Source organism: Nitrosomonas aestuarii, assembly GCF_003046585.1.
Taxonomy (GTDB): domain Bacteria; phylum Pseudomonadota; class Gammaproteobacteria; order Burkholderiales; family Nitrosomonadaceae; genus Nitrosomonas; species Nitrosomonas aestuarii.
Window position 1 is genome coordinate 1 of the sequence record NZ_QAAE01000017.1, and the last position, 25662, is coordinate 25662.

The following is a 25662-nucleotide window of genomic DNA, read 5'->3' on the forward strand; positions in this document are numbered from 1 at the left end:
TCCATGCCATGTGAGTACGCAAACGTGCGCTGATACCAGATCCAGAATATCGCGACCGCCAGCATGATACCCATGCCCAGTTTGTAGTACTTGGAATCGTACCACAATGACATGTCGTAGCCGGCGCTGGCCGCACTGCTCGTTCCCATTGTTGTTGCCATGATAGTCTCTCCTTTAGATTTTAAAATTTGAATTAGTTGTTGTCATAAATAAACACCTGGCTTCTTTAAGAGAAACCATATAATTAAGATGGCCATTTGTTGGAAAAGGTTTCAAAAAATTTTAATTTCTGAAAATATTAAAGATCAGATGGTTATCTTTTTACATTCTATTCGGTTCGTTAAAGCATAACGTGCCGCCAATTTTTTATCATGAGTGAATGTCCTCATTTAAGGTTTGCAAAGCGGTTCTCTGGTTAATGACCGATCATGTGCAATCAATTCTGTGAGCACAGGAAAAAAGAAAAATTATTCTATATTAGTAGGCTGGAGAACAAATTAATCAATTTGATGTAGTGAAAAACAAGGCATCCTGTAACAGAGGATCCGATTGCTGCGCCTTTAGCCGCAGTGTAAAACTGATCAAGTTGTTTAGTCTGCTAAGATTAAGTTTTCGTGAGAAATTGATCGTTGGTGCTCGATTATTTTTTTACTTACAAACAGCTTCTGGTGGATTTGCGGTGTCGTGAACCCTTCGAATACTGCCTGAGACTGCAATTATCATTTGATCGTCTGCGACGAAACATCAATATGAGGTGTTGGTTGGAGAGGCAGGTATACGCTGACAGGTATTCCGCCATAGTTATCAGTATCAGAAGGGAAAAACTCGCATGAGTTGCTACTGAGTATAGTTAATTGCGTAAGAGATATTGGCTGGTATCGAGTGATCATGTCACGGACGAAACAGGAAGGGATACATGGAGCATCAGAAATCGCCGGAACCGGATGGATAAGGTGGTATGACGAAGTTATTGGCCGAGCGGCCGATTAATCCGGCTAAAAGCCGTAACCTGAAGCCACCGGCTTTTAGCCGATGGCACGTTCACAAAATAATAGCGTGCAGAGTAATTGTTTCAAGATATTGGGCAATCGACATTTAAAATCAACGTGATGAGACAGTCTCCAAAAAGATGTTGGAGTACTAGCGGCGTTTGCCTTTTCTAGTAGAAGTGTCTTCGTATCTGACTTTGAGCGAATTGCCGCCATATATGCTGCCGCTGAGCTTTTCGATGGCGACTTTGGCTTCATGTCCTTCCATGCCGACAAAGCCAAAGCCTTTACATTTGCCGCTGAACATATCATTAACGAGTTTTATAGAATGTACCTTGCCATACTCCGAGAATAAAGCCAATACACTGGTTTCGGTTGCATCACTGGGTAGATTTCCGACAAATAATTTTTTCAAAAAATGTCCTTACTGAGTATGTGAAGAAGGCTGGTTGTGCCTGGTTGCTACTTGTTAAGCTGAGCGTACAACAAACAGCACGATGCTGATTGATTTGTCGATATGAAAAAAACAGTTCCATTCGGCTCTGTTCGCGACCCATGCGGCAAATACAGCATGAATTCTTGTGCGGCAAAAACTTGTTTTACATCTGCTTGCTGCAGATTAGGTGTGCGGAGACTTTGAAACTTTTTGACTGGCAGCACTTACAGATCAAGTCAATTTATAGCCGCAGTTACCCGACTCATCCTATATGACAGGCGTATGTTTGTAAAGTTATAAAGACATATACGCTGAACAGGTTTTGCCTGGTTATTTCTTACAGAGTATTTAATTTCGGGACATTGTTATTTTCTGCATTGATGTCAGCTTGATAAAAATGGAGTGAGACATCAGCCTTGCTTCATGCGGCGCGTAAGTGACTGCATGAAGCAAGGGAAGGATTGCTAAGGGTTATTAGAGAAGAAATTTTTGGTAGCTTGCAACTGGAAAAATGCTATTTGCCGGCACCGGGATTCTCTTCCTGGTAGTTTGTGAGTAATCCCACCATGATGATAATCACGCCCATAGCGATATAAAAGTTACGTGCTACCGGTTCTTCGGCAAAGTTCAGAATAAAGGGTATGGCTACAAGCGTCGGCCCGACGGCGCGTTCGATCCAGCCATGAATGGTAAATGGAATTATCTTGAATATGCCAAATGGAAAATCGGAAGTCAGGGTAACGATCAGGTGGACGACAGCCAGACCGTATGCCAGCATGGCGGGAATCTGGCTCAATTCAAGTAACGTTGGTGCGAGCAGAAAAATACCGACCGTCAGGAAATCCAGATAACCATGGTTGCGTGCAGAAATAATTTTCATTGGTTTGCTCCTTTATTGCGCAGTTAATCAGGAGTGTCATTGTAGTAAGGGTAGTCTACTGCGTCTGTTAGCTGGACAACACTGTTTTTAAAATATTTGATACAGAATCATTTGCCGACAAATGCGGCGTTATTGGTGCAGATTTGTTCGTGGATGTAGTCAAGCATGCCGTGGGTTTGCGGGTCGTTCATGATCGCACTGGTGACGGAGTGGCTGGTACCGACCAGGTCTGCCAATTCCTGCTATGTGAGAAAAAATTCACGTAAAAAACAGGCGTGCACCGTATGCCGAATAACTGCGCCAACGCCACGACGTAAAGAAAATGTATTGTTCGACGGGATGTGTAAGAGTCGTACGCAGCTTGCGTTTAAATTTTTGCTGGTGGGTATAAACTGTTTCGCAAACCAGTCATGAAAAATCCGGCTTTATTCAACCGCAACAGTGGCGGTCAGGGCTTCACAGTGAGCACAGTATGCTCGGTGATTCGGCAAAGCTACTTTCATATATGTCTCGACTCCTTGCGATTCGCGTTGAGACCAAGAGGAGTCGAGAATTGATAAGTATTTCTATGCGATAAATATCTATTATGAACGTTTGCGACGCTGACGCATGGCCAGACTACCTAAACCCAGAATCAGTAAACTCATTGTGGCAGGCTCCGGAATAGACGTAATGACTGCTGAGGCGTTTGCACTGGATACCACATAGCCTTCATCGCCAGAAACGTAGTTTGACAAGGTGTCACCAAAAACCCAATTGAAACCGTAAGCCACATTGCTCCCTAACACGTCAGGGGCACCAGAACCCACCGCATTCGCAGGATTCGTAATATAAGCAGCAGATGGTGGCGCAATAGACAGCGATGCAACATCAGCGAAGGTCAGCGCGGTCTTGCCCAGAAGTGTGTGTACCCAGGAAGTACCCGTACCTGCACCTGGCGTCTCGTATACCTTGGCTACCTTGTCCGCAAGATCACTGTAACTTAAATCATATGTTTTGCTACCATCGCCATTAATCGTGAACAAAGGTTGAAATGCACCGTTCGATGGTTCATTGGCAATTACAGCATAGTGACCAGCACCATCTGTCACCCAGATGTTGAAGTATGGCGCAACGGCCGGTCCGCTGCCTGGCGCAAAACGTGTGGTATCGTCATGCCGGGTAATAGTAAGACTGTCGATTTGTGAGATGGTAGAACCATTAATGTCGTTGGAGCCCAGCGCGGCCTTCATACCGCCTTGGCTGATCACAAATTCCAGTCCATTGGGTACATAGGTGGCGTTCGGCTGTATGGTGGGTGAACCACCTGCGCCATCACGTATAACAAAATCTATAAATGCTGCTGAGGCCACTCCCGTGAACATCATTAACAAGGCAGCAAACCCGATAGAGGCTCTCCTGATTACAATATTTTTTTTCATTATTATTCCTTTTTTTGAATTTCTTACTGATTTAAAACCGATTAAGCACATGACATATCATCACAGCTCTATGCGGACTTTTTCATCCACAATTTGACAACACCCATAAATGCACGGATGACATCAAACATGTGAATCCTGTTACGCAAAGAAAAAGAAATTCTGTAACGCACTGGTATCATTGGCCCAGATCAATTCTTTACTTATGCCTGATCCCGACAATACTAGGCAAGTCGACGTGTTTACTCGAACAGCGGTACTTCCTTTCTTTCTTTCTTTGCATGCGAAAGACTGGAGAATAGCAACAAAATTACTGTTTTCGCAACAAGGATTTATCGATGATCTGGCAGTCCGTTAGTACAGAAAATCCAAATTCGAATCGCCATAGACCTATTGGTTGAAAATGCAACAAAAGAAGAAATAACCCAGATTTTCTATTAGGACTTTTTATGTTGAAAAAAAGGGTGTAAATTTCACGGGCAAATCAAATGATCTGGATTTATTCCAGAGCTCTTCGATCCATTCACGTTGCCGTATGGCAACGGCCAGGTTAATAATTTTTTTTCGACCATCATCGGTAATGTAACCGGCTTTGGCAAAAAGTTTATAACGTAATGTTTTGAGCGTGTGCTGTACGTCAGGTTTACCTGATACTGCATCGCTTCTCAGTATGCCTTGGCGAAACAGGCTCATTAAATTGTAAGCCAGCATGATAGTTAACAAAGCAGCTTCAGTGGACCAGAAATCCTTGAGATTAAAACTTTCCCCACCAAAGTCGTATTTCAGTTCCTTGATGCGGTTCTCACAATCTGCACGGCCACGATATAAGCGCCAGCGTTCCAAAGCTGATAAATCCATGTCTGTGACCAACGCACTATAGCGGTAACAGGAAAAAACAGAATCATCTTTAAATAAAGAGAGTTGCTTGCCTTTGGCGTCAGGGCGCTTATCAATCTTTTATCGAATACCCGCAACCCGCCCTGGCTTGCTCGGATTGTAACCACGTGCCGCACCTTCCTGTTGCCCATAGCGCGTCATCATCGTTGAATCCAGATCCAGTGTTAAGTGATCAACGTGAAGATTGCCGAAAAACCAACGGTATAATCGACCAAATACCTCCGCCGTTGTCGCCTGGTCAAACTTTCTAAACAATCGCATGATCGCTTTAAAATTCACCATGCGTTTGAAGCCAAACAGCTTCTGGAGTACCGGATCATGCCGTGTAACCGCTGTCTGCTCAAACCGGTTCGCGCCACACCATACCGGCAACATGAACTGCAATAGCAACTGAATCGGTGCATAACCCCGGTTACTCCCCGGTTGCGGTAATTCACATGATTTAACTGCCGACTGAAAACCTATCCGATCTAGCATCCGCTTCATCAATCCCATGCCACCCAAGGCAGTGATCTCTTTATCGGTAAACCGAAGCTCAAAACCCATGAAAATCCTCCGGAAGAAAAATATGCATGTATTAAACAACGATAATTTAACAAAATATCCTTATTCTTAACAACTTATTCTAATGGCTTCCATTAGAAACCAAGGCTAATGGAAAATCTGGGTTTAATGAATGAATTATGTGCTGATTATTCGATTGTGATTGTGACGCATTCCATGCAGCAGGCAGCACGTGTGTCGCATCGTACCGCCTATTTTTATCTCGGTGATTTAAGATTGAAGTCGGTAAAACCGAGCAGCTGTTTACAAGACCGTTACATTAGTTGACCGAGGATTATATCACCGGTCGTTTTGGCTAACGAGTACACCAGCTTCCGGGAAATGACGGTACGGTGTTCACAGGATTTTCGTCGTAAGACGTAACTCGAAGGCAATGACCGCGTCGCCTTTGGCAAGTTTAGCAGTATGATGGCGTAGCTCCCTGAGCTGGCTCGAAGGTCCGCTTTTCCAGGTTGATGGGATACCAGTCTGTATTTACTTTTGTTTTGTCATGTACCCGTCCGAAAAGCGTCACATGAACATGTCAAAATACAGAAAAAAGTCAGTCAGTTTTTATTAGACAACCGATACATGTAGCTGACCTATGTACCTGCAAAATGTTTTGCTCAAGTGCAGCTTGGCTATTTACGTTAAATACCCTTTTCAATGCATTTTAATTAACGGTGATAACGAGCAAATCCTAATGAAAACTTCCAACATGCAATTTTCTATTAATCACAGTAACGGGAAAAAACCATGAACACGCAGCCAAATGAATTGCCAGCAGAATTTCGTGGTCAGTTACAAATCCGCGACAATTGGTGCAAAGCGGCGGTTCTCTTACTTTCTGGTAACGGCACGATACTGGATACCAACGAAGAGGGGTCGAGGCTATTGGGGTATAATTCCAAGCATTCAGTACAGTGTCATATTTCAAGTCTGGTGCCAAAATTAGCAGAAATTGACCTCCTCGAAGAAGGCAATGAACGTGTTAACCCATATTTGCGCTATCTTTCACGTATAGGACATAATTTTAAAATTTTCGCCACTAACGGGGAGCAGTTTACAGGTGAATTGTATTTCAATGATCTTAAAAAGATTGATCAGCACCTGATTCTCGTTTTAATCCGCCCTGTTCATAAAGAAAACAGGTTGTTCTGACTGTGACCGATATTTTTTTGTCACTGTGTTTGCCGGATTTATAAGATCAAATCAGGCAAAAAGAAAATGTGAACCATATATCTTTCCAAATTCAATCGCCTGTATGGTGACGTATATTTGCATCAGATCAACTGGTTTTTTGATTCTTTGCTATTCGAGGCATGGTCAGCATGCTTTGCGTATGCGTTTACGCTCTCCAACTAAAACCATACTATAATTAAAACAGTAGGTGCTGATTTATCAGCTTTTTCTGTAGCCCAAATTACATTGTGTCACAATGCAGTAATATAAAATCCATAGCATGGTCATTTCAAGGTTGTCATGTACCAACAGACGATTGGACTGGATGCAACCAAGATATTTGGAGAAAATAATGCAGATCATCGCATTCTGAATGCGGCAATTTCTTTGAGCGAGGCATATCCGCGCAAAAAAATTATTCTGGTTACCAAAGATATTAATCTGCGACTCAAGGCCAAATCGCTGAATATCCTGTCGGAGAACTTTCAAGCCGGCAAAATAAAGGATCTGGATGCCTTATACACTGGCAGTACGGGGATTCAAGGTGTATCCAAAGCGATTGTCGACACTATTTATGAGCATGACTATTGTTTGCCTGAGGATATCGGTAGCAAAGAGTCCATTCCCAATCATTATTTATTCTAAAGAACGGCCGCGCTTCTGTGCTGGTTTTTTATAATCCTGTGTCACAAAGAATCGAGCGGATTCAAAAGAAATCCGCTTTCCGGATCACGCCGAGAAATGCCGAGCAGGTTTTTGCCTTGCATGCGATTACGCATCCCAATATCAAACTGGTTACATTGCGGGGTGTAGCCGGAACCGGGAAAACATTGCTTGCTTTGGCTGGTGCGCTTGATCAAAAAAGGTATTTTATACAGATTTACCTGGCCAGGCCGATTGTGCCGCTCAGCCATAAAGATATCGGGTATTTGCCGGGTGACATCGTGTCTAAGCTGAATTCCTATTTGGAACCACTCTGGAATAACCTGAAATTTATTAAAAATCAGTACAATGAGCGGGACAAGGAGTATAAACAGATAACTGATGCACTTGAGCAGGAAAAACTGACGATCACGCCACTTGCGTATATCCGGGGCAGAAATATCTCAAATGTCTGTTTTATCGTCGATGAAGCGCAAAACCTGACGCTGCATGAAGTAAAAACCATTATTACGCGTGCTGGTGAAAATACCAAAATCATTTTTACCGGGGATATCTACCAGATTGATACGCCTTACCTCGATTCTCAGAGTAATGGTTTATCTTATCTCATCGATAAAATTAAATATCATGAGATTTACGCACATGTACGGCTCGAGAGGGGGGAGCGGTCGCATCTGACTAACCTGGCAAACGAGTTGCCTTAGCAGCTGGAAGGGATGGTGTTTTCTGCCTGTTGCTGTTAGCAGCGGATGCGTTTATACAGGCCGCGCATCCTGTGCCATAAACGACTACTATGACGGTTTTTGTGAACGAGGCTAATAGTTGTGCGTTTGATCCGGTCAGATGTCTTCAGCATGATCGAAAAACCGACAGCCATAGTCGGTATGCCGAATGGTCCCGGCATCGGGAAAAGTATGATACCCATGACAAAAATGATTATTCCGACCGCCATAAGGAGGGTGCGTTTGAACATTCACAAATCATTCTGTTCATGAGGCGACAACGACTCGATGAACTGATTGACGGTTAATATTGGCGATTCCGGTATCCAATGACTGATTCGCTGTCTGTTCTGTGCGTACCATAATCTGTCAATCTCCAGTGCTTTTTTCCGGTGAACGGGATTGTTTGCCGAATCCATGTAATCGGGCATGTCATAGTTTTTCAAGTGATGATTGATATACAGTACATGCTCACCAAATACTGCCTCGGTCATTTTGGCATCTGCCATCATTTTTTCCCGTAGAATTACGGAAGCGATGCCTTTGGCAGACCATTGCACGCCACCATATGCACGTGCTTTAAAGCCGTCGAATGCGAAACTGCGCCAGCCTGATCCAATGGAAAGCACTTTCATATCATGGCCCTGCCATATCTACCTGGCATGCAGGTATGCGCCAAGTCCCGGATTATTCATACCGACGCCACCATCAATGCGCCAGTCGCCATCTTCCATTTGCACGGGTGGAAAATAGGCAGGTGCAGCGGTGCAGGCATCAGCAATTTCGCTTAAGAGAAAACTGACCGATTGTTGCGCGTGAAAATTTCCAGTTGATCACGGTCAAGATTAAAGCAAGGAATAATAATCTGCTTATCGAGTGAAGATAGCCTCAGATTGCCGAGTTCTTTTTGTAATGCTCTGCTTTTTGAATTGCCGGTATATTTTGGCCGAATTTGAAATCTGTTCAGTAGCCAGTTCATCCAGCGTTCGGCCATCATGCCTTCCAGTAGTTTGTCTCGTAAAATCAACTAAATCACTGCAGCCGCACTCGTGGCACGACCCAAAATCAGGCAGGCGACCATTCCACCTGACGAGGATCCTGCTACCATGTCAAATCTGTCGTAAGTCGAAATACCACTTTCTTCTTCAAGGCAGGCCAGCGCGCTTAATTGAATGAGCAGATGACTGCCGCCGCCATCCAGGCTCAGCACATATTTAGGTTGCAACGGCAATCTCCATATGTTTATGCAGGCTTCAAGCAGCCTTTCTAGCGGCGATCATGGCTTCAATATTTTTGTACTGCTCGAATTTTTCAGACCAATTCATCAGTTCCAGCGAACCGTCGGCATGTTCAAGTAACGTGGTGCAGCTTTCCACCCAGTCACCATCATTGCAGTACAGTATCGAATTGATTTCTTTGATTTCGGCATGGTGAATATGCCCGCATACGACGCCATCAACGCCGCGATCCTTGGCCAGATGTGCCAGCGCATTCTCGAAACTGCTGATAAAACTGATTGCATTTTTAACTTTCAGTTTAAGGTATGCCGCCAATGACCAGTAAGAATAACCGAAGAACTTGCGCAGACCATTCACATAGCGATTGAGCCACAGCAGCGTGTCGTAGGCGGCATTGCCTAGCTTGGCGATCATACGACTGTGCTTGACAATGACATCGAATTCATCGCCATGCAGAATCAGCAGCTTTTTGCCGTCGCGCGTTATATGGACGTAATCCAGGTGAATTTCAAGATTGCCGAATATGTGACCGGCGCAATCGCGCATAGCCTCGTCATGATTGCCGGGTATATAGATTACTTTGGTACCGTGCTTGGCTTTCCCAAGAATCGAACGGATTACGTTGGTATGCTCCTGTGGCCAATAGGGATTCTTTTTGAGACTCCAGAAATCAACGATATCACCGACAAGAAACAGGTAATCGGTTTCAACCGAGTGCAGAAAATGAAGCAGTGCTTCCGCCTGACATCCGCGAAAACCGAGATGAACGTCTGAAATCCAGACACTTCTAACTTTCATAGGTGTTTTTTTCGTAGTCATGACCCCTTCCTGTATGCGCTGAGTATGGCAACACAGCTTAAAGAGGCTTTGTTAAGCCAGCTTGAAGTATTTGTTAAGAATTGATGAAAGTTTTATTAAAAATGAATCAGGTGTGTTACGAGTGATATGATGTTTTTTTACTGGCGAAGTAAAGCTGATTACACAGAATTAAATAATCTGGCGTATGCCGGAATATAACCGAGGTTGCTACATGATTTCTAAACACGATGCATGAAATATCCACACTGATGCAGATACCTGAACTGCACAAAATTGAGGCGATAATTAAATGGAGTAATAAGGCGCACTTGTCCACCAGAGTGCTTTGTCACGTGCCGTGCGAAGATGATTTGCTGCCGTTTATGCACTTACATGGGGCAATCGTCCGCAAGATGTGCCCTGTATTACCTTTGTCGCCGGTATGCATGGTCTGGAACGAATCGGTACGCAGGTTGTAATCACTTTTCTGGAAAGACTGCTGGAGCGATTGGAGTGGGATCAGGTTCTGGTTGATCTGTTACAAAGGGTGCGTATACATGTGTTGCCACTGATTAATCCGGTAGGCATGTTCAATAATGCGCGCTCAGATGGAAACGGCGTTGACCTGATGCGTAATGCACCGATTGACAGCTAGGAAAAGACCATCTGGTTAGGTTGAGAAGGCATCAGATTTCGCCGTTGTTGCCGTGGTATCGGGGAAAGGCGGGTGAAGCCATGCAGCCGGAAGCGCAGGCACTTTGTTATTTCGTTAGGCAAGAAATTTTTACCGCACCATTCAGTCTTGTGCTGGATCGTCATTCTGGTTTTGGCTATCGCAACTAGATCTGGTTTCCATATGCCAGAAGTCAGCGAGAGTCCATCAAACATCTAAAAGAAATTTATTACCTGCGCAATCTTTTTATGCATACCTACCCTAATCAGGACTATGTTTTTGAGCCGCAATCGCAGCACTATCTGGTTCATGGTGACTTATGGGATTATCTGTATCTGCAGTCATTGAGGGACGGTAATGTTTTTCTCCCGTTGACTTTGGAAATGGGTTCCTGGCGATGGGCCCGGAAAAACCCGCTTTAGTTACGGCAATTGCTCGGCCTTTATCATCCTATCAAACCGCATCGTCTCAAACGGATATTGAGAAGTCATATGATTCTTATGGAGTTTTTGTTGCATGCGACTTTGTCGTACAACAAATGGCTGCGTAAGAGTCAGGCGCCTGAATTTGAGAAACAGTCGAGAACACTCTGGTATACATGACCCAAGACTACCACTTTGTGCTGATACGCGGCTTGCTGCGTGAAGCAAGACACTGGGGTGAGTTTGCCGGATATTTGCAACAGAATTTTCCTGGCGAATCCACTGAAACGCCGAATATTCCCGGTAACGGCTGCCTGAATTATTTAACCAGTCCGAATACCGTTGCAGACATGACCGAGGCATTACGCAGGCAGGTCGGCAAACGGCAGCAACTTACATTAATTGCCATTTCTATGGGAAGGATGATCGCGATTGACTGGATGAGCCGATACCCGGGTGAGGTGAATGCGGTTGTTTTGATTAATACCAGTGCCAGAACACTGTCACCGTTTTATCATTGTATGCGTTGGCGGATTTATCCTTGCGTAGTAAAAATGATAATGAGCACCGCTTTGAACAGGGAGACGGATATTCTTGAGCTGACATCTAATCGTTTTGATCGTGACATCCATGTACTGAAATCCTGGCAGCAATGGCAACAACAGAATCGGTATCAATTGTGAGCATCGGAAACCAGTTGCTGGCCGCAGTCAGATTCTCGATTGCCTCACAACCGCGCCAACCCGTGCTCATTGTGTCCAGTCTTGACGACCGTATGGTAGATTACCGCTGCAGCCGGGAACTGGCGCAAACATGACATGCTGATTATGTGGAGCATGACAGAGCCGGTCACGACCTGCCGCTGGATGAACCTGAGTGGCCGACATTATCAAGCAATGGCTTGCCGTCTGATCAGGTGTGTTAACTAAGAAGTTCAGTTGATTTTTGCTGAAAGTATCTGTGCAATGAAACTGAACTTCCCAGTATTAGCCGATTGTGGTTCAATTGTTTTTTTGTTTCTGGCCGGGTATGTCATATCGATATCGATAATTTTTCAGATAAATAAGCCAGGCGAGCAATTTGTCTTTCAGACCTTTTGATTTTTTATAGAGCGGGAATTTGTAAACTGACCTCAGGTTGTCCATTGTCAGATCAATATTCAGAAAATTGTTTAATTTTGCAATAGTGTCTTCCGGCGTCAGTTGCAAATCTTCAAATTCAAATTCAATATAATCCTGCTGATTCTCATTTAGGAATTTTTTCAGGTTGTCGGTGATGGCAGCGTTGTAGTGCTGTGTAAAGGCATAACTCTGAATATGCCGGCGCAGGTTGGAAGTGATCCATGCCTGTTCACTGTCTCGCGTAAGAATGATAAATGCGACTTCTTCCATCGGTAATAGCTTCGCCCATATCCGTATGGTCAATGCGAGCCTTGGGTCTTTCCAGATCCACGGCTTATGTTGCTGACAATTTTCTAAAAATGCCCTGTATGGCGTGAGATCTAGTGTGGCAGCCTTACGCGCTAGATCATCTACAATTTCGGATGAGATGATTTCATGTTCGCGATCACCTGCGAAGTTTAATTCGGTCAATAGTTGATTGTTGAGTTCAACCAGTTTGATGTTTTCGTATGTATCATAATCAGGTTTTTTAAAAGTATTATCGCCATGCCAATAACCGGCTTCGCCCAGTAATGCAGCAAAAGCAGAACTGCCTGTCCACCCATGTGTAAGAATAATCACATTTTTTTTCATTTTTATGCTCAAATTTATTTAAATGAATACATATTTTTTCTAAACTATACTTCAATTTTATGAAAATGCAATGAATGGTCTTTTCCAGGTTTTTGTATTAATTTTCTTTATAGGATTGCGACCCGATCTCGCATGCCTGTTGTAAATCAATATGCAAAAACGATTGGCGAAGTGTGAGGTCAGCAGGTGGCTGCGGCGCGTAAGAAACTTTAGGCGATTTTGTGTAAAAGTGTCGGTTCAATGCTTCAGAGTAAATATGGCATGATTGAATCGGCGCAGCGAATGTATGCGGTTGTATTGATGTGGGTGCAAACGGTGTATGTGTTTCTGTTGCGGATATGTTATAAGAAACGAATGGGTGTGCGCATTGCTTAATTGAATGCCCAGCAAAAAACTGACAGTATTTCTTTTTTGATAAAGCTTTGAGGGTTGTAATTTTGGATTATGGAATAATTTATTATTGTTCAGTATGTTGTAAATCTTATGGTGCCCAGAAGAGGACTCGAACCTCCACACCCGAAGGCACATGGACCTGAACCATGCGCGTCTACCAATTCCGCCATCTGGGCAACGATTGATATCTGATTTATCAGATACATAAAGTGTGGCACATTCTATAGGAAATCGTTATTTTGTCAATTAAGAAGCATCGTAAGCTCAGGGATCAGGATCCTTATCTGGCGCGAGAGAAAACGCGTTATGAACAACCTTTGCCAAGCCGGGAATACATTCTGCAGATTTTGAAAGATCGAGGTGTTCCAATGGCCGAAACTGAGTTGCAGACGTTGTTGGATATTGGTGTCGAAGAACAGGAAAATTTTGCGCGCAGATTGAGCGCAATGATTCGTGAAGGGCAGATATTCCGTAATCGCAAAGGCGCTATTTGCGTGATGGAAAAACTGGATTTGATTAAAGGAAAAATACAGGGGCATGCAGATGGTTTTGGTTTTTTAATTCCCGATGATGGTACTGCAGATTTGTTTTTGCCAGAAAAAGAAATGCATAAAGCGTTGCATGGTGATCTGGTGCTTGTGCGTGAAAAGGGACTTGACCGGCGTGGCCGGCGTGAAGGCGTTATTGTAGAAATTCTCGAGCATACCAATAGACATATTGTTGGGCGATTATATATTGATCACGGTATTTTGTATGTGGTGGCGGAGAACAGGCGTATCAACCAGGATATTCTGATACCAATTGACCATTCACTGAATGCCGATGACGGGCAGGTTGTGATGGTCGAGATTATTCAACAACCCAACAAGCATACACAACCGATTGGTCATATTGTTGAAATTATGGGTGATTATGCAGACCCGGGAATGGAAATTGATATTGCATTGCGTAAACATGATCTGCCCTATGTTTTTTCATCTGAAATTGATAGCCTTGCCAAAAAACTGCCTACCCGGGTTCTGCAAAAACATTATATGGACCGACGGGATATCCGCCATCTGCCTTTGGTTACAATAGACAGTGAAACGGCACGTGATTTTGATGATGCTGTTTACTGTGAGCAACATACTGACGGATTTACGTTATATGTTGCAATTGCAGATGTGAGTCAATATGTGCAGCCGGGTGATGCTTTCGATCGGGAAGCGTTCAATCGTGGAAATTCAGTTTACTTTCCACAGAGAGTGATACCGATGCTGCCTGAGGTGCTTTCAAACGAACTCTGTTCGCTCAATCCCAACCGCAATCGCCTGTGTATGGTTTGTGAAATCCGCTTTGACGCGCATGGCGAAAGGTTGGATTATGCATTTTATCCGGCACTGATGCGTTCGCATGCGCGGCTGACTTATCATATTGTTGCGGCTATGCTGGCCGATCCAACAGGCAAGGAAGCCGATAAGTATGCAAAGATTTTTCCACATTTGCAGAATATTAATAGATTATTCAAAGTATTGCTCAAGGCGCGTAAGAAGCGCGGCGCAATTGATTTTGAAACCACTGAAACGCAGATGTTTTTTAATAACCACGGCAAGATTGAAAAAATTGAACCGGTACAGCGTAATGATGCGCACCGGTTAATCGAAGAGTGTATGCTTGCGGCGAATGTCTGTGCTGCCGATTTTTTGCAAAAACATCAGCATTCTGTTCTATATCGAGTGCATGAAAGGCCTGCTGCAGACAAACTGGAAGCATTGCGTCATTTTCTCAAGGAAGTGGGCGTGCAATTGGGCGGGAGAAGTAAGCCAGGTGCTGGCGATTATGCCAAAACGTTACTTAAAATAAAGGACAGACCGGATAAGCATCTTTTGCAGACTGTTATGTTGCGCTCACTGCCGCAGGCGATTTACAGTCCCGAAAATAACGGCCATTTCGGTCTGGCTTATGATGCCTATACACACTTTACATCTCCCATCCGGCGTTATCCTGATTTATTGACGCATCGCGCCATCAAAGCAGTGTTGCAGGGTAAAAAATATCTGCCGGGGGATTGGCATGAACTGGGACGCCATTGCTCGCAAACAGAACGGCGCGCCGATGAGGCGACCCGCGACGTGGAGACCTGGTTGAAGTGTTTTTTTATGCAGGATAAAATTGGTGAATGTTTTGAAGGAATTATCAGCAGTGTCACCGGTTTCGGCTTGTTCGTTGCATTGGATCAAGTTTATGTCGAGGGACTCATTCATATTTCAGAGCTTCCCAGTGACTATTTTCATTTTGACGCGGCCCAACAGCGCTTGCTTGGAGAACGCAGCGGAAAACAGTACCGCATCGGTGACCGGTTAAGCGTCAAACTGGCCCATGTTAATCTGGAAACCAGTAAAATAGATTTTGTCCTGAACGAAGCTGCCGAATCCGGCAAACAGACCAAAAAATCCCGGTTCGTTAAAAAAATTAAAAAGAAAAAATTACAATAGGTTTCTTGCTGATTGTGAAGAACCTCTCCATTTACTGTTTTTAGTGAAAACCATGTCAACTACGCGTCTAATTTTCGGTTTCCATGCAGTTATCAGTCGTTTAAGACAGAATCCTGCCAGCATTAAAGAAATTTATGTAGACGCTGAGCGAAATGATCAGCGTGTTCGTGGCTTGATGACACTAGCAGAATCCCATAAGATTCAATTAATTAGCTGTGAGAATAACCGGATTGAAAAAATGGCGGGCAGCCGGCGTCATCAGGGCGTGGCGGCCAATATTAATACGACGTTATCCTATGTGGCTATCGATGATGTGCTGGATACGTTGACCGAACCGGCAAGGCTTCTGGTACTCGACGGAATACAGGACCCGCATAATCTGGGGGCATGTTTGCGAGTGGCGGATGCTTTTGGCGTTCATGCAGTTATTGCACCCAAAGATCGTGCGGTCGGTTTGACAGCGACCGTGCATAAGGTATCCAGTGGCGCTGCAGATACCGTACCTTATATTGCTGTTACCAATCTGGCGCGCACATTGCGACAGTTGAAAGAACGAGATATCTGGATTATCGGTACTTCGGATGATGCTGATCATGATCTCAATGATTTTCAAATCAGCGGTTCGGTTGCCTGGGTACTTGGGTCTGAAGAAAAAGGCATGCGTCGTTTAACACGAGAAATCTGCGACCAACTGGTGCGTATTCCCATGCAGGGCAGTGTAGAAAGTCTTAATGTGTCTGTCAGTGCTGGAATTTGCCTGTTTGAAACCTTTCGTCAGCAGGCCTGCAAAACAACTGTTACAGACAGCGTTTCAAATAGTAAATAAGCGCATTTACTGACACTGGCGGCAATCATCGCGCCAAAGGGAATGCGGCTTCGATCGTGCGCGCGTTTGCTTTTCCCCGTCCTCGGTTCCATGTTTTGCTGGGCATTCTTGTCCATAGCAGGGTCTGGCATGCTGTTCTATTTGCTGGAACAAATTCACCTTTGCAGATGCTCATTTTACGTTCAGCTACCATTCAGAGTTAAGGTCATACAATATTTGCAACATATAGAATATTTCGGGAGGTGCGCCATGAATACAAAAAGACTGATTGCCTTGTTAGCGGTAATTGCACTGTTTTTTCTTGGCGGCTGTGTGGCAACACCTTACTATGGCGGATCAGGATACTACGGCGGAACAGGTTATTATGGCGGTGTTGGGGCCAGGGCCGGTTATGGGTATCAACGATCGCTGTACGGTAATCAATTATTTTTTGGTGGGTACAGACACAGTCATGGTGGTCATAGACACTTTGGTGGCGGACATAGGCATTTCCATGGCGGACACCGACATTCCGGTGGCGGACATCGACACATCGGTGGTAGACAGAGTCATATCGGCGGTGGTCACCGGGGAGGTGGTCACAGAGGTCGTGGCGGTCATCATTAAAAAGTATTTAATTCAAGGAAAGCGCTGGTTGGTTGAATCAGTGCTTCCCTTATTGTTGTTACTGATATGCCGCGATTGTGATGCATAGACGATAAACAACCAGACGATGCGATCTCAATTTGAGAACCACCATTTTCAGGTTGATGCAGGCTGGTATCAGACGGTATCAGCAGGGGCGCGTTAAGATCGCCTTTCGCAAGTCGCATTAAAAGCGCAATGAAATCACTTATGGATAGGCGGTCATGGTGGTTTATGGCTGCAGAATGAGGTGCTTGACCGGGATATTACCCTCAATATCTTCAGCGCCAATCTCGGCTTTATTTTCCGGCCGGGCAAAGCGACCAGGACAACTCAATGGTGTCGCCGGTAGCACAGAAATGATAAAAACCACCCAAATGTGATTTTTTATATCGACAGCAGTAGCCGGTAGACAATCATGAACAGGTCAGCGTGTCTGCACACTCAGCGACGAATAAAAGGTGCTGTTGCGGCTATGTGTTATTACAGCGGTCTGTCGGGGAATGCGGCAGACCGCGGGCAGGAAGCCAGGTTTTATTTTACAAAAATTTCCCTGACTTTTTCTTCCAGAGGCGGCCGCATGCCGGCTTTACGTCCTTCTCTTAATGCCTCCTCGGGGTCAATACCCTGGCTGATACGATAGCCGGCCCATATTGCGCCTGCCCGGTTGCCCGAACCGCAATGTACCAGAATTGGTTTAGGAGACTGCTTAACGGCTTTTGTGAAAGCTTCCAGATGTTCATCGCTGATATTGGCGACTGTCATTGGAATATTGACATAAACCATGCCTGCGCCCTCGACCAGTGCTTTTTCTTCACGTGTGCCCTCATTCGTGGTGCGCATGTCAATGACCGTTTTAAATCCATGTGCTGCGAGTAAAGGTGCTCCACCATCGCCGATCAATCCGGATGTGGCAATTTGCGGTGAGGCGCGATTGTAGTTCTGAACAGTGCTGACCTGATGGCCAAAGGGGATTCTTTCGGCAAATGCTGCACAGGAGAACAGCACCAGCCATGCGGTAAAAATTGTGATTGTGTATTTCATAATAAACCTCATTTTTTGATGATTCGTGAAAAGCTATGTGAGTCAAGAGATATTGGATGATAAGATAAAATCTTTACACTTTGTAGTTTTTTGTAGTCTGGAAATAGTGTGATTCGTGAGGTTGGGCGGCAAAACTGCATTGTGTAAAGTTATAACTGTTTTTTCTTTTTATCAGGACCCTCTTTTGTAAGTGATTTATTTTTGCGCTTATCTTAAGCGTTGAATGGGTCAGTATTCTCCTGAATATCCGTTCGCAAAAAACTTTTTTACAGCGTGCTGACTCAATAAACGTTTGGGTGTGTTAATTGAAGTCAACTGTAAAATGATGATAAATGGTGAGTAGTAATTTCAATATGTTTCATGCTGCCAGACGCCGTTTTCTATTTTTTCTGACCCTGTGGAGTTGTCTGCTGGCGTTGCTGTTGTCTGCTCAAACGCTAACGGCAGACAATATCGATAATGAAACTGACTTCGTTACCCATGAGCATGTGCTTGAGGTTTTTGTACGTGACGGTTGTCCGCACTGTGCCAAAGCTAAAGAATTTCTTTCAAAACTGCATCATGAGCGACCCTGGCTGCGTATTGTGTATTATTCAGTTGATCATGATCTGAACGCGCGTAACGACCTGTTGCAATACACGCAGGCTGCCGGTGTCTGGCCACCGGGCGTGCCGACTTTCCGTTTTAACGGCCAGCTTGTCGTGGGCTTTGATACTCCTGACCAAACGGGGGCGGTGCTGGTGGCATTAATAGATCAAACGGCGATTGAATCAAGTGACGCCGAAATGCCGCTGTTTGAAATACTGAATGTCGAAAGACTGGGTTTGCCGGTATTTACGCTGGCCATCGGTTTGCTTGACGGATTTAATCCCTGCGCGATGTGGGTGCTGTTGTTCTTGCTGTCGCTGCTTGTTCATTTGCAGGATCGTAAAAGAATGGCGTTGATCGCCGGTACTTTTGTGCTCGCCAGCGGTGTCGTTTACTATGCATTTATGGCGGCCTGGCTGAATATCTTTCTGGTCATCGGTTTTTCAGCCGCCTTAAGATGGACGCTGGGTGGTCTTGCTTTAGCCATCGGTGGACTCAATGTGAAAGATTTTTTCGCCTGGCAACAGGGTTTTTCGCTCTCCATACCGGCGTCCGCCAAGCCCGGTTTATATCAACGCATGCGTGCGGTGCTTGCTGTCGACAGATTGTTGCCTTCCATGATGGGGGTTGTCATGCTTGCGGTTCTGGTCAATTTCATCGAATTACTCTGTACCGCAGGTTTTCCGGCAATATACACCGCAATACTGGCGCAACAGGATTTAAATCCGGTAAGCTACTATGCGTACTTGGGGCTTTATATACTGGGGTACGTGGCAGACGATGCACTTATGGTCGCAATTGCGGTGGTTGCGCTCAGTAATCGCAAGCTTACAGAGCGGACAGGGCGCTGGCTCAAGCTGGTGAGCGGCACTGTGATGCTGGGTCTGGGCTGTGTCCTGATTTTGCGACCGGAGTTGTTGATATAATTTTCTACTGTAAAACCATACATTGATTTTTCCAAAACTATGAATCAAAACAATCCCTGGCATTGCTGGCCGGTTGATAAAACTGCGAATGAACTTGACAGCGATTTAAAGCAAGGGCTTATAGCCAATGAAGCAGCCAAGCGCCTTGAGAAATATGGCCCCAACCGTATCGAGCGCGGCGCACGGCGAACGCCTCTGCACATTTTTGTATCCCAGTTTGCTGATTTCATGATTCTGGTGCTGCTGGTTGCCGCGATTGTGTCGGGAATGGTCGGTGAATTAAAGGATTCGGTCGCCATTATTGTCATTGTGGTGTTGAACGCCATTATCGGCACTGTTCAGGAATACCGGGCGCAACGCGCAATCGCCGTGCTGCAGAAGATGGCCGCGCCTGAAGCGACTGTTATCCGTGAAGGAAAAAGGGAAACCATTTCTGCGGCAAACCTGGTGCCGGGCGATCTGGTGCTGCTGGAAGCCGGTAATGTTGTGCCGGCGGATTTTCGCTTACTCGAAACAAACCAGCTGCAGGTGGATGAATCTGCTTTGACCGGCGAATCCCATACAGTGTCTAAACATGCGGATGCGTTGGCAGAAGCGGATTTGCCACTTGGGGATCGACGCAATATGGCCTTTAACGGGACTATGGTCACGCGTGGAAATGGCAGGGGCCTGGTGATCGCCACCGGTATGGCCAGTGAGATTGGCAACATCGCAACGCTGCTTCAGCAGGAAGAAAGCGTGAAAACGCCTTTGCAGATAAGGCTGGCCCAGTTTGGAAAACACCTGGCACTGGCTATTCTTGTAGTGTGTGCTTTCATTTTTGGTGCCGGCTTATTGCAGCAGCAGCCTGTCCTGCTCATGTTCCTGACGGCAGTCAGCCTCGCAGTCGCAGCGATACCCGAGGCGCTGCCGGCGGTTGTGACTATTTCTCTGGCACTCGGTGCGCGTAAACTCGGTCGCCGCAATGCGCTGGTGCGCCGCCTGCCAGCGGTGGAAACGCTGGGTTCGGTTACGTATATCTGTTCGGATAAAACGGGCACACTTACCCGGAACCAGATGCATGTGGAAGCGTTGTTCGCCGATGATTCGCAGCTTGCTGAACTGCCAGCGGTGGGCAATCAGAATGAACTCTGGCAGCGCCTTGGCCAGGCCCTGGCGCTCAATAACACGGTGCATGACCAGGCAACGGATGACGAAGCGCGCGGAGATGCATCGATTACCGGCGATCCTACCGAGGTTGCGCTTTATCTGGCGGCAAAGCAGGCGGGTTTCGATAAAGCGGCACTGTCCAGACAGTTGCCGCAAGTGGGCGAGCTGGCATTTGATGAAAATCGCAAATGCATGTCGACTTTACATCAGTCTGACGCGGGTATAGTGAGTTTTACCAAAGGAGCGCCCGAAGCGATTTTAACAGCCTGCAGGGATACACTGACCAGCCAGGGTAATCTGGCACTGGATCAAAAGCGGATTCAGCAACAAGTGGACGCACTGGCTGCTGAAGGCTATCGTGTACTGGCTGTTGGATACCGGGAGTTTACGTCATTGCCGGAAAAACACACACCGGAACAGATCGAGACAGATCTGACCTTTCTTGGATTGGTAGCGATGATTGATCCGCCCAGAGAAGAAGTGCCGCAGGCCGTCGCGGATTGCCGTGCAGCCGGAATCGTGCCGGTGATGATCACCGGAGACCATCCAGCCACCGCAAGCAGTATCGCCATACGGCTCGGTATTGCGAATGAAAATGATCCGGTCATGACCGGGCAGGAACTCAAAAAACTTTCCGACGACGAACTGGCGCAGCGGGTGCGGGATTTGCGTATTTACGCACGTGTCGATCCCAAACAAAAAATTCGTATTGTCAGTGCATTGCAGCAGCAGGGAGAATTCGTCGCCATGACCGGGGACGGCGTCAATGATGCACCGGCATTGAAACGGGCCGGTATCGGCGTTGCCATGGGCAAGAAAGGCACCGACGTGGCGCGCGAAGCGGCCGATATGGTGCTGCTCGATGACAACTTCGCCACCATTGTGGCCGCGGTGAAGGAAGGGCGGCGCATTTTTGACGACATCCGCAAATTCATCAAATACACCATGACCAGCAATTCCGGAGAAATCTGGACGCTGGTGCTGGCGATGCTGCTCGGCCTGCCGCTGCCGCTATTGCCGATTCATATCCTGTGGATCAATCTCGTCACCGACGGCCTGCCCGGCCTGGCGCTGGCTTCCGAACCGGCCGAGCGAAAAGTCATGCAGCGCGACCCGCGGCCGCCGCAGGAAAACATTTTCTCGCACGGCATGTGGCAGCATATTATTTTTGTCGGTATTTTAATTGGCGCGCTTTCAATCGGCGCGCAAATCTGGGCGATCGACCAGGGTGTCGACCATTGGCAGACGATTGTCTTCACTACGCTGACGTTCGCGCAGCTGTTTCACGTCATGGCGATTCGCTCAGACCGCGATTCATTGTTCAGCATAGGACTGTTCAGCAATCCGCAACTGATTGGCGCGGTGGTGTTGACGGTGATGCTGCAACTGGCGGTGATTTACACGCCGTTCCTCAATGACATCTTCAAAACCGCGCCGCTGCCGCTTGATGAACTGCTGATTTGCGTCCTACTGGCTTCTGTGGTGTTTGTCGTGGTGGAAGTTGAGAAGTGGATGGTGCGAAGCGGGTGGCTGTATGGAAATCGGGGACAGGGATCGTGATGCGTATTCATGCAAGACCTGACGCATTGTTTTGCTGACTGTCTGCTCGAAAATTATGATTCATTCGATTGATCTCATTTTTTATCAGCACTATTTCCCTGAAGATCGGATAATTGTTGCAGCGCAATTTCCCGGTTTCTAAGGATAACAGGATGATCTGGCGCCCATTTAAGCGCCCGGTCATAGCAATCTATCGATTGCCGGTAGTTATCCTGTGCTTTGTCGCGCTGTGACAGCTTCGCCTGCAAATCCGCCAGGCTTTGCAGGGTATTACCCAGGTTGTTATGTGCGTCGACAAAATCGAGATAAGCGTATGGCACCGGTTTAAAATCGGCGGCACCCTCAAAGTGCAGTACAAAGTCATCATCGGTTGCCTGTGATTTAACAAAATCCCAGGACTTCGCTGACAGGTGCCGGCAATAACGCGCCTGCAGCATGCGCAGCAGCCAGGATTTGCCATTGCCGCCATCGCCATGAAAAAACAGAATGGATTTGCGCGCCGGATCGTTCAGGTAACTTGCAAACAGCCGCCGCTCCGGAATGCGGTCGGTGAAAAGTTCGAGCGCACGGTTGATCTCTGTAATGCTCGGGCCCTGTTCAAGCGCGTCGTTGATGTTCATGTATTGACTGCCGCGGATAATTTGATCAAAACACTCGGATTCATATCATGTAAATATGAAACTGAGTAAGCATGTAAGAACGGTATTCAGCAAAATTAAAACGCAACAAACACTGTTTTTGGTTGCGACAAGATTACGTGCGGCATGAACTGTCATACTACTCGTTATTCTCCATAAATCTGCACACTGACCCGGCGCGTGCGCGGGCCATCGAGTTCGTACAGCATGACTGACTGGTATTGCCCCAGTACCAGCCTGCCATCAACCAGGGCAATTACTTCAGAACTCCCAAGCAGCATGGCCGCCAGGTGTGAATGGGCATTTTCCGGCTCATCGGGTGGACAGTCGCGCAGTGCAATATCGTTATGCAGATAGCGTCCGTTGGGAGGAATAAGGCGCGTCAAAAAGGTTTTGACATCTTCCACCAGGCGTTCTTCGTTTTCGTTAATGGCGATAGCGGTAGTCGTATGTTGCGAGGTGACGGTCACAAAGCCGTTTTGAATACCGGACCGGGCAACCGCATTGTGCAGTTCAGGCATCAGATCGTGCAGAGTAATGCCCTGTCCGGTTTTAAGTTCGATGAATGTGGGGATAATTTTCAAAATGGTTTGCCTGTGAGTAATCTGCAGTAAGGCGCAATAACTAAGTGACATAGGCCATTATCAGGCTGTTAAAGATGAATGAAAATCTGGTTGATGTCAAATTCAAAGGCCAATGCGTTCAACAGCCTGTTAGCAGTCTGTGAATGTCATCGAGTCACCTGTATGGCTGAGATGTCGCACCTTGTCCGGAATGGATAATGATTGTGAATGTTGTGTTCAGAAGACAGTTGCAATGTTTTCCATGCAATTGTTTATAAATTTTTGTGAACGATATGTTAATGTTTGGTCTTATTTGATTTCTTTAACACAATTTGAAAATCCAATGACTCATACAACTCAAAATATTAAGACACCCGTTTCAATTTCAGGATGGTCTCTGTTGGCGTCGATGTTATTGCCGGCAATACTTTTTACCTGGACAGTCAGTGCTAGTGCTGGTGCCACTGATTTTATCACTGAAGATTTCCTGCTTTCGAATACCGACAGGGAGAAACGTGTCGGCGAGGCATATTACCGTGCCGATCAAAAGTGGATGGTCTATCAGGCAGAGGTGGCTGATGAGAATCCTTTTTATCAGATTTATCTTAAAAACCTGAGTAACGGCAAGATACAACAGGTGTCGCCCGGTGTCGGCAAAACAACCTGTTCGTGGATTCATCCTTCGGAAGAAAAAGTACTGTTCTCATCCACGCATGACGATCCCGAGGCGAAATCCAAGATGGCAGCGGAACTGGAGCGTAGAAAATCCGGTGAGCGCAAATCTTATGCCTGGGACTACGATGAACATTACGATATTTATGAAACTGACCTGGAAGGCAACAAAATCAGGAATCTGACCAATGTGCTGGGCTATGATGCGGAAGCATCCTGGTCGCCGGACGGCAAATATATTGCATTTGCATCGAACCGCAGGGCATATACGGGTGAATTATCCGAAGAAGAAGCGGCATTGTTCAAAAAAGATCCATCGTCAATGATTGATATTTATATTATGAATGCCGATGGATCGAATGTAAAACGGTTAACGCATACGAATTCGTACGATGGCGGCCCGTTTTTCAGTCCAGATGGCAAACGTATTGTATGGCGGCGTTTTTCACCCGGCGGACGTGAAGCTGAAGTATTTACCATGAATATCGACGGCTCCGATCAGAAAAAGATTACACGTTTGAAAGCGCTGTCATGGGCGCCTTTTTATCATCCTTCCAATGAATATATTATCTTTTCGACGAATATTCACGGACACCGCAATTTTGAATTATATATTGTTGATGTCGATGGCAAACAGGAGCCGGTGCGCGTTACCGACAAAGAAGGATTCGATGGTCTGCCTGTATTTACTCCCGACGGGAACTATCTGACCTGGACCAGTGATCGTGTGCCGGCTAAGAAGGGCCACTTGTTTCACGGGAAGTGGAATCATGATAAAGCGATGCAGAGTCTTTCTCTGAAATAAACAATTTTTCTAACGATCTTTGTAGATAGAAAACACTCTGCTTATCCTGTTTCAGAGTTGTCAGGGTGTTTTCTGTGTTTGGTCTTCGCTGGATCAGTAATCGCCAGGTTTCCATCAATCGGCGCAGATTATTTTTGATGCCGCCGCTGTTTACCTTTTTTAACTGCCGTTCTTAAAGCAGCCAGTTTTTGGGCGACCAGTGCGTTTTTTTCGTTGGTCCGGATCGGATTTTGAATGTCAGATGTCGTTGTGGCGAAGATTGCTTCGTCATTCGATGCGGATTGCATACTACGTTTTCTTTGATAGAAACGCAGCACGATTAACAATATAAGAATGGCCATTAATCCGCCTAAAACAGGTGCCAAATGATTGGTAATGCTATCTTGCAAGTCCTTAATGCTGAATAGCTTATTGGCAGACTCGCTGTTGTCCGGGGGTATGTTTGTTGCCGGGCTGTCTGTGGCCTGAACAGGTTTGCCCGGCGCTTGGGATTGGGTGTTGCCCTGATTCGGTAATTGCTGTCCAAGAAGAATTGAATTAAGTGTGGCGACTTTTAATTCCAATTGTTTAATCCGCTCATTCAGTATCTGGATGGTCTGCGATTCTCTTGCAGCTTTCTGTTCCAGCGTATGAACGGCCTGCAGTAATTGCCGATTGCTGATTTGGTTATCATCATGCGTTTGCAGCGCTGTATCTCCCGATACAGCGCTTGAAAATAACAACACAGAAAATAAGATTGGAATTATTTTTAATAAAGCGCGTTGCATTTATGCACGGTATAT

At 45.9% G+C, this 25662-nt stretch carries 34 protein-coding genes and 1 tRNA gene; 16 read left to right on the forward strand and 19 right to left on the reverse strand.

All coding sequences use genetic code 11. The features are described 5' to 3' along the window. The 4 genes from C8R11_RS12410 to C8R11_RS12430 form a co-directional block, all read right to left on the reverse strand. On the reverse strand, positions 1-161 hold a 161-nt coding region (locus tag C8R11_RS12410; protein WP_280523906.1), incomplete at its 3' end, for a methane monooxygenase/ammonia monooxygenase subunit C. A 979-nt stretch (positions 162-1140) separates the two neighbouring features. After that, complete coding sequence (locus tag C8R11_RS12415) at positions 1141-1404, reverse strand: RNA recognition motif domain-containing protein (protein ID WP_090699020.1); 264 nt, start codon at positions 1402-1404, stop codon at positions 1141-1143. 535 nt (positions 1405-1939) lie between these two features. Beyond that, complete coding sequence (locus tag C8R11_RS12425; RefSeq protein WP_107795983.1) at positions 1940-2305, reverse strand: hypothetical protein; 366 nt, start codon at positions 2303-2305, stop codon at positions 1940-1942. 584 nt (positions 2306-2889) lie between these two features. Beyond that, positions 2890-3726 carry a PEP-CTERM sorting domain-containing protein gene (locus tag C8R11_RS12430; protein WP_181258251.1) on the reverse strand — a complete coding sequence of 279 codons (837 nt, stop codon included), beginning with the start codon at positions 3724-3726 and terminating at the stop codon, positions 2890-2892. A gap of 181 nt (positions 3727-3907) precedes the next feature. Between C8R11_RS12430 and C8R11_RS16235 the strand changes: the two genes are divergently transcribed. Continuing rightward, positions 3908-4084: a hypothetical protein gene (locus C8R11_RS16235; RefSeq protein ID WP_219908602.1), complete on the forward strand. Its 177-nt coding sequence runs from the start codon at positions 3908-3910 to the stop codon at positions 4082-4084. 89 nt (positions 4085-4173) lie between these two features. On the opposite strand, the gene C8R11_RS12435 is transcribed toward C8R11_RS16235, so the two are convergent. Then, the gene (locus tag C8R11_RS12435; protein WP_342352475.1) at positions 4174-4596 is read right to left on the reverse strand and encodes a transposase; all 423 of its coding nucleotides are present in this window, start codon (positions 4594-4596) and stop codon (positions 4174-4176) included. Between the two features lie 87 nt (positions 4597-4683). Further along, positions 4684-5169, reverse strand: coding sequence for a transposase (locus C8R11_RS12440; protein ID WP_107795986.1), 486 nt, complete (start codon positions 5167-5169; stop codon positions 4684-4686). A gap of 126 nt (positions 5170-5295) precedes the next feature. Between C8R11_RS12440 and C8R11_RS12445 the strand changes: the two genes are divergently transcribed. From C8R11_RS12445 to C8R11_RS16530, 4 genes are all read left to right on the forward strand, one after another. Beyond that, positions 5296-5454 (forward strand): hypothetical protein, encoded by a 159-nt coding sequence (locus tag C8R11_RS12445; protein ID WP_219908603.1) that lies wholly within the window; start codon positions 5296-5298, stop codon positions 5452-5454. A gap of 468 nt (positions 5455-5922) precedes the next feature. Then, on the forward strand, positions 5923-6327 hold the full coding sequence (locus C8R11_RS12450) for a nitrogen regulation protein NR(II) (protein WP_107795987.1): 405 nt from the start codon (positions 5923-5925) through the stop codon (positions 6325-6327). A 321-nt stretch (positions 6328-6648) separates the two neighbouring features. After that, the gene (locus C8R11_RS16525) at positions 6649-6993 is read left to right on the forward strand and encodes a PIN domain-containing protein (protein ID WP_219908604.1); all 345 of its coding nucleotides are present in this window, start codon (positions 6649-6651) and stop codon (positions 6991-6993) included. A 38-nt stretch (positions 6994-7031) separates the two neighbouring features. Further along, entirely contained in the window at positions 7032-7715 is a 684-nt protein-coding gene (locus C8R11_RS16530; RefSeq protein ID WP_219908605.1) for a PhoH family protein, read from the forward strand. 35 nt (positions 7716-7750) lie between these two features. Here C8R11_RS16530 and C8R11_RS12460 read toward each other — a convergent pair whose 3' ends face one another. Genes C8R11_RS12460 through C8R11_RS12470 form a run of 6 tightly spaced genes read right to left on the reverse strand, consistent with a single transcriptional unit; the run spans position 7751 to position 9790 of the window. Then, positions 7751-7984: a hypothetical protein gene (locus tag C8R11_RS12460; protein ID WP_107795988.1), complete on the reverse strand. Its 234-nt coding sequence runs from the start codon at positions 7982-7984 to the stop codon at positions 7751-7753. Beyond that, positions 7985-8368 (reverse strand): hypothetical protein, encoded by a 384-nt coding sequence (locus C8R11_RS16770; protein ID WP_244907670.1) that lies wholly within the window; start codon positions 8366-8368, stop codon positions 7985-7987. An 18-nt stretch (positions 8369-8386) separates the two neighbouring features. Further along, on the reverse strand, positions 8387-8515 hold the full coding sequence (locus C8R11_RS16775; protein WP_244907679.1) for a hypothetical protein: 129 nt from the start codon (positions 8513-8515) through the stop codon (positions 8387-8389). Between the two features lie 5 nt (positions 8516-8520). After that, positions 8521-8760 carry a hypothetical protein gene (locus tag C8R11_RS16780; RefSeq protein ID WP_244907671.1) on the reverse strand — a complete coding sequence of 80 codons (240 nt, stop codon included), beginning with the start codon at positions 8758-8760 and terminating at the stop codon, positions 8521-8523. Next, entirely contained in the window at positions 8761-8958 is a 198-nt protein-coding gene (locus tag C8R11_RS16785) for a patatin-like phospholipase family protein (protein ID WP_244907672.1), read from the reverse strand. 28 nt (positions 8959-8986) lie between these two features. Next, entirely contained in the window at positions 8987-9790 is an 804-nt protein-coding gene (locus C8R11_RS12470; protein ID WP_107795989.1) for a UDP-2,3-diacylglucosamine diphosphatase, read from the reverse strand. A gap of 394 nt (positions 9791-10184) precedes the next feature. Between C8R11_RS12470 and C8R11_RS16535 the strand changes: the two genes are divergently transcribed. From C8R11_RS16535 to C8R11_RS16790, 5 genes are all read left to right on the forward strand, one after another. Beyond that, positions 10185-10424, forward strand: coding sequence for a M14 family zinc carboxypeptidase (locus C8R11_RS16535; RefSeq protein WP_219908606.1), 240 nt, complete (start codon positions 10185-10187; stop codon positions 10422-10424). Positions 10425-10444: 20 nt separating this feature from the next. Then, complete coding sequence (locus tag C8R11_RS16540) at positions 10445-10612, forward strand: M14 family metallopeptidase (RefSeq protein WP_219908607.1); 168 nt, start codon at positions 10445-10447, stop codon at positions 10610-10612. Positions 10613-10690: 78 nt separating this feature from the next. Continuing rightward, a complete protein-coding gene (locus C8R11_RS16545; protein WP_219908608.1) occupies positions 10691-10864 on the forward strand; it encodes a M14 family metallopeptidase in 174 nt (57 codons plus the stop codon). Between the two features lie 176 nt (positions 10865-11040). After that, entirely contained in the window at positions 11041-11547 is a 507-nt protein-coding gene (locus tag C8R11_RS12480) for an alpha/beta fold hydrolase (protein ID WP_244907673.1), read from the forward strand. Then, positions 11544-11681: a hypothetical protein gene (locus tag C8R11_RS16790; protein WP_244907674.1), complete on the forward strand. Its 138-nt coding sequence runs from the start codon at positions 11544-11546 to the stop codon at positions 11679-11681. The genes C8R11_RS12480 and C8R11_RS16790 overlap by 4 nt, the downstream gene beginning before the upstream one ends. A 184-nt stretch (positions 11682-11865) precedes the next feature. On the opposite strand, the gene C8R11_RS12485 is transcribed toward C8R11_RS16790, so the two are convergent. Continuing rightward, entirely contained in the window at positions 11866-12618 is a 753-nt protein-coding gene (locus tag C8R11_RS12485; protein ID WP_107795990.1) for a sulfotransferase, read from the reverse strand. Between the two features lie 484 nt (positions 12619-13102). Then, positions 13103-13187: transfer RNA gene (locus C8R11_RS12490), tRNA-Leu, on the reverse strand. 63 nt (positions 13188-13250) lie between these two features. On the opposite strand from C8R11_RS12490, the gene rnr reads away from it, so the two are divergent. The 3 genes from rnr to C8R11_RS12505 all read left to right on the forward strand — a co-directional run bounded on the left by rnr (position 13251) and on the right by C8R11_RS12505 (position 16917). Next, positions 13251-15485, forward strand: coding sequence for a ribonuclease R (gene rnr / locus C8R11_RS12495; RefSeq protein ID WP_107795991.1), 2235 nt, complete (start codon positions 13251-13253; stop codon positions 15483-15485). A gap of 52 nt (positions 15486-15537) precedes the next feature. Beyond that, a complete protein-coding gene (gene rlmB / locus C8R11_RS12500) occupies positions 15538-16311 on the forward strand; it encodes a 23S rRNA (guanosine(2251)-2'-O)-methyltransferase RlmB (RefSeq protein ID WP_107795992.1) in 774 nt (257 codons plus the stop codon). A 249-nt stretch (positions 16312-16560) separates the two neighbouring features. After that, positions 16561-16917, forward strand: a complete 357-nt coding sequence (locus C8R11_RS12505; protein ID WP_181258254.1) for a hypothetical protein — start codon at positions 16561-16563, stop codon at positions 16915-16917. Here the strand turns inward: C8R11_RS12505 and C8R11_RS12510 are convergent. After that, positions 16914-17123, reverse strand: coding sequence for a hypothetical protein (locus C8R11_RS12510; protein WP_107795993.1), 210 nt, complete (start codon positions 17121-17123; stop codon positions 16914-16916). The two genes, C8R11_RS12505 and C8R11_RS12510, sit on opposite strands and share 4 nt — an antisense overlap. Positions 17124-17469: 346 nt before the next feature. Continuing rightward, positions 17470-17979, reverse strand: a complete 510-nt coding sequence (locus C8R11_RS12515) for a protein tyrosine phosphatase family protein (protein WP_107795994.1) — start codon at positions 17977-17979, stop codon at positions 17470-17472. Positions 17980-18311: 332 nt separating this feature from the next. On the opposite strand from C8R11_RS12515, the gene C8R11_RS12520 reads away from it, so the two are divergent. Both C8R11_RS12520 and C8R11_RS12525 read left to right on the forward strand, forming a co-directional pair. Continuing rightward, positions 18312-19493, forward strand: a complete 1182-nt coding sequence (locus C8R11_RS12520) for a glutaredoxin family protein (protein ID WP_244907675.1) — start codon at positions 18312-18314, stop codon at positions 19491-19493. Positions 19494-19532: 39 nt separating this feature from the next. Next, complete coding sequence (locus tag C8R11_RS12525; protein ID WP_107795995.1) at positions 19533-22202, forward strand: calcium-translocating P-type ATPase, PMCA-type; 2670 nt, start codon at positions 19533-19535, stop codon at positions 22200-22202. Positions 22203-22276: 74 nt separating this feature from the next. Here the strand turns inward: C8R11_RS12525 and C8R11_RS12530 are convergent, their stop codons facing one another. Both C8R11_RS12530 and C8R11_RS12535 read right to left on the reverse strand, forming a co-directional pair. Next, positions 22277-22822: a tetratricopeptide repeat protein gene (locus C8R11_RS12530; protein WP_107795996.1), complete on the reverse strand. Its 546-nt coding sequence runs from the start codon at positions 22820-22822 to the stop codon at positions 22277-22279. 164 nt (positions 22823-22986) lie between these two features. Then, a complete protein-coding gene (locus C8R11_RS12535) occupies positions 22987-23424 on the reverse strand; it encodes a secondary thiamine-phosphate synthase enzyme YjbQ (RefSeq protein ID WP_219908609.1) in 438 nt (145 codons plus the stop codon). A 322-nt stretch (positions 23425-23746) separates the two neighbouring features. Between C8R11_RS12535 and C8R11_RS12540 the strand changes: the two genes are divergently transcribed. Beyond that, positions 23747-24880, forward strand: coding sequence for a PD40 domain-containing protein (locus C8R11_RS12540; RefSeq protein ID WP_107796031.1), 1134 nt, complete (start codon positions 23747-23749; stop codon positions 24878-24880). A gap of 128 nt (positions 24881-25008) precedes the next feature. On the opposite strand, the gene C8R11_RS12545 is transcribed toward C8R11_RS12540, so the two are convergent. Further along, a complete protein-coding gene (locus C8R11_RS12545) occupies positions 25009-25647 on the reverse strand; it encodes a hypothetical protein (protein ID WP_107795998.1) in 639 nt (212 codons plus the stop codon). Positions 25648-25662: the final 15 nt, after the last annotated feature.